At 49.3% G+C, this 3,776-nt stretch carries 4 protein-coding genes; 3 read left to right on the plus strand and 1 reads right to left on the minus strand.

Features of this window, described 5'->3' with window-relative positions; genetic code table 11:
* Positions 1–183: 183 nt before the first annotated feature.
* A complete protein-coding gene (locus T504_RS0111995; RefSeq protein ID WP_033171300.1) occupies positions 184–1,395 on the minus strand; it encodes an LCP family protein in 1,212 nt (403 codons plus the stop codon).
* Positions 1,396–1,946: 551 nt separating this feature from the next.
* On the opposite strand from T504_RS0111995, the gene T504_RS0112000 reads away from it, so the two are divergent.
* The 3 genes from T504_RS0112000 to T504_RS0112010 all read left to right on the plus strand — a co-directional run bounded on the left by T504_RS0112000 (position 1,947) and on the right by T504_RS0112010 (position 3,648).
* Complete coding sequence (locus tag T504_RS0112000) at positions 1,947–2,636, plus strand: MgtC/SapB family protein (RefSeq protein ID WP_369793649.1); 690 nt, start codon at positions 1,947–1,949, stop codon at positions 2,634–2,636.
* A 73-nt stretch (positions 2,637–2,709) separates the two neighbouring features.
* Positions 2,710–3,123 carry a cytidine deaminase gene (locus T504_RS0112005; RefSeq protein ID WP_033171301.1) on the plus strand — a complete coding sequence of 138 codons (414 nt, stop codon included), beginning with the start codon at positions 2,710–2,712 and terminating at the stop codon, positions 3,121–3,123.
* A gap of 57 nt (positions 3,124–3,180) precedes the next feature.
* Positions 3,181–3,648 (plus strand): hypothetical protein, encoded by a 468-nt coding sequence (locus tag T504_RS0112010; RefSeq protein ID WP_156033543.1) that lies wholly within the window; start codon positions 3,181–3,183, stop codon positions 3,646–3,648.
* Positions 3,649–3,776 lie beyond the last annotated feature (128 nt).

The following is a 3,776-nucleotide window of genomic DNA, read 5'->3' on the forward strand; positions in this document are numbered from 1 at the left end:
GTGGAGCGTTGGTACTGGGGCCCCCGCCGCCGGCGACTTGCTTCGAACACGAACTGGTACTACTCCCCTGCAAACGGTAATTGGTAAAAACTGCGTGGATAAATTCATAAAAGCCTCCGTAAGTTAGATTAATCCATCTAACTTACGGAGGCTTCTATGTTTTGTATTGATAAGAATCTGAAGTTATTGTGTCTTGGTCGCACCAGTGCCACTGCGGCTCGGAGCAACGGGTTCATCTGCTGCTGGCGGGCTGCTTTCCGGTTTGCTGTTTGATTCATGGCGTGGGCTGGTGGATTCCGTGCGGCCACCGGATTCATTGCTGCGGAGTTCGCTGCGGCGGGACGATTTGGTGGAGCTGCTGCTCTTGGTATTGCCAATCGATTTGTCGCTGGCAGGTACTTCCTTGGCCGTGGACGGAATCGAGCGCTCGTATTCCTTGATGTCTTCTTCCATGCGGGAACGGACTTTGGCACTCATGTTGACACCGAGGGTTTCGGCGACGGTGGTGCGAATCTTGTTGAGATCTGGAATCCAGTAACTTACGCCGTCGATGTAAAGCGGGCGGCCGGGAACCATATCGGTCTTGAGGCCATTGCTCTTGGATTCTTTGAGCGTGCCGGCCAGTTCGAGCAACTGACGGAAGGACAGGTCGGTCTTGATGGAGCCCATGACTTCCCGGATGATACCTGGAAGCTTGGGAATGACTGCCGGTGAGACCATCTTATCGATGCAAGCCTTAATGAAGTCCTGCTGGCGGCGGATTCGTCCTAAATCGCCCTCTTCATCACGGTAGCGCACGTAAGTGATGGCTTTGGCACCATCCATGTGCTGCATGCCCGGCTGGAAGTCAATCAAGAGACCGCCATCATCGTCATAGGGATCCTCATAATGCATGCGCTTCGGCACATCGATATCGATACCGCCCAGCGCATCGATGATTTTCGCAAAGGACTTCGTATTGATGATGACATAATGCTCAATGTTGACACCAAGCAGATTTTCGACTGTCTCCTGGGTGAGTTTTTCGTGGCCGTACGCATAGGCGGCGTTGACCTTGTCGAAGCCATGTCCCTTGATCTTGACGCGCGTGTCGCGCGGCACAGATAACAGGGAGGCTTGTTTCTGTTTGGGGTCTACGGCGGCAATCATGAGCGTGTCACTGCGGCCGACGTCGCCATCACGTTCATCGACACCCATGATCATAACCGTAGTTTTGTCTTTGGCGGTCAATAGGCCGTCGTCAACGGCTTCCTCAATCGGTTTATCCAGCAGGCTGCTGTTGGCAAAAAGCGCTCCGCCGATTGCTGCTGCCGCGAAACAAAAAAACAGAAGAATCCAGGGCCAAATGCGGCGCTTCTTCTGCGACCTGCGTGGAGGATATTTGGAATTCTGCAAAAATCATACCTTCTTTTCTTTAATTCCCATCTATTCATTAACGTAAGAAATATGCGTACATTAGCTATTATAAAGAGATATTTCGTAATGTGCAATTATATTTTTCCTATGGTATATATATCAACAAGTTTATAGGAACTATATGAAAAAAAGAAGGAAGGGTTTATCATGCAGGGGAAAATTGTGGATAAAAAGGGGGATTGTGTAAACCGTGTTTTGGCAGGGGATTTATCCACATGAATAACAACAGGTTGTTAGGGGAAAAAGCACAAAATATGGAAATTATGTGGAGAAGTAATCAAAGATATAGGGTTATCCACGGATTTATCCACATTATCCACAATAACGGGAAAAGAGATTAGCCACAATATACACAGGACAGCTATATATTATAGAAGGAAACGGAAATTTTTAGTCTGTGTTTGGTTGCGTTATCCACAGGTGTGGATTGTTTTGTGGATAACGAAAGATTGTTTGCTTTTCGTTCGTGAGAAGGATTATGCTAAGTAGACGGCGAAATTATTCATATTATATGAAAGAAAAGAAAGGAGATGAGCAGTTTGGTGACCGACGGAGAGTTATTCTTCCGTTTGGTATTGGCTTGCGTGCTCGGTGGTGTTATTGGCTACGAGCGGCAGTCACGGCGCAAATCAGCAGGGTTGAGGACGAATATGCTGGTATGCCTCGGCTCCTGTCTGGTCATGGTCCTTTCCCAGGCCCTCTACCGGGAGGTAGAGGGGTTAACCAACGCAGATCCTGCCCGATTGGCAGCCCAGGTGGTCAGCGGCATCGGTTTTTTGGGTGCTGGTGCCATCATGAAAGAGGGGCTGACTGTTACCGGCTTGACGACAGCGGCCTGCCTCTGGGTCGTCGCTGGCGTTGGCCTGGCGGTGGGAGCTGGCTTTTATTCCGGAGCGCTTATGGCGACTGCTTTGGTTTTTGTGACTTTGGGAAGTCTGTCGCGGCTGGATGAATGGGTGGACCATGAGAAGAATCTTGTCTTATCCATTCATACGGTGGATAAGCCTGGTCAGGTTATGAAAATAAGTTCTTGCTTGGAGGATTTGCAGCTGCGCATTCGCGGTATCAAGCTGAAGGCTGATGAAGATGAGGTGGATTTGAGCGGGGATAGGCTGCTTTACATCAATCTCGAGATTTACAACAAACAAGGGGTCAAAGGAGTTATCATCGTCGATGCCGTACGGCAGATTGATGGGGTAAACAGTGTGGATATTTCCTGATTCCTGCTGGCCTGCTTTATGGCTGGAAGGACAGGGTTATTTTAGTATATTTTAGCAAAAGGAGAGATTGTTTATGTTAAACGAAGAAATCGTAGATGCCATGGTTCGGTCGGCGATGCAGGCAATGGACAACGCGTATGCACCGTATAGCGGGCATACGGTAGGTGCCTGTGTACTGGCTGCCGATGGTACGCTCTACACTGGCGTAAATATCGAAAACGCCATTGGGCGCCTGTCGGTAGCGGCTGCTGAGGTGGCTATGTACCGCGCAATCGCCGATGGCAAGCGCGAGTTTGACGGCGTTCTGGTCATTTCGGATTTTGAGCGTCCCTTTGTACCCAATGGTGCTGTTTTACAGCTCTTAGCGGAGTTTGACGTACCGGAAGTCATCATGGCGAATATGACGGGAAAGATTGAGCGGGCAGAACTCAAGACGATGCTTCCGTATGCACGGGAACCCATCGAAAATGCTGCGCATAGGGATTAAGCTTTGGGTCCATTCTTTCGATACTATAGGTAAGAGAAAGGGTGGTGCGTGATGGGCGTGAATAACAGTATAGATGCTTTGGCGTCCTTGCAGGCGCTGGTGGCAAAGAAAAGCCAGAAATCGGGCAGCAGCACGGCGGCAAAGGCTGGTCAGGCATCGTTTGCGGATGTCTGGGAACAGGTCAAAAAGGAGCAGCAGGAGTGGAAGGAGACCTTGGATGCGGTGGATTTGGCCCAGTATAAATTGTCGCTGGCAGACAGCTTTTGGTCAGATCGCACGAAGGCCAATCAATATCTCCGAAACTATGTCCAGCGCCAACAGCGGAGCATCAATCAGCAGAATCTGACGGAAATCACGAAAGACATTGCCTGGCTCAACCAGCTCAATATGAGCGGGCTATTAAACGGCAGTATCGATTCGGAGGCAGCTTCGGCAGCTGGTAAGACGATACAGACGGCTTTGCAAGGCTTGATTTTACAGAATATCAAGAATACCAGTACCATGTATTTATTTGGTGGTTTCTAAACACAAAAATGGGGCTGTGAAATTACAGTTTGCAGGTTACAAGAATCTCATTCGAAGCAGCTCTTCGCCGCTGCTAGGGGCAGTGCCAACACTACGCGGGAGATGTTTTTCTAAACGAAATTTTTATC

It is taken from the genome of Selenomonas sp. ND2010 (assembly GCF_000702005.1).
Classification (GTDB): domain Bacteria; phylum Bacillota; class Negativicutes; order Selenomonadales; family Selenomonadaceae; genus Selenomonas_A.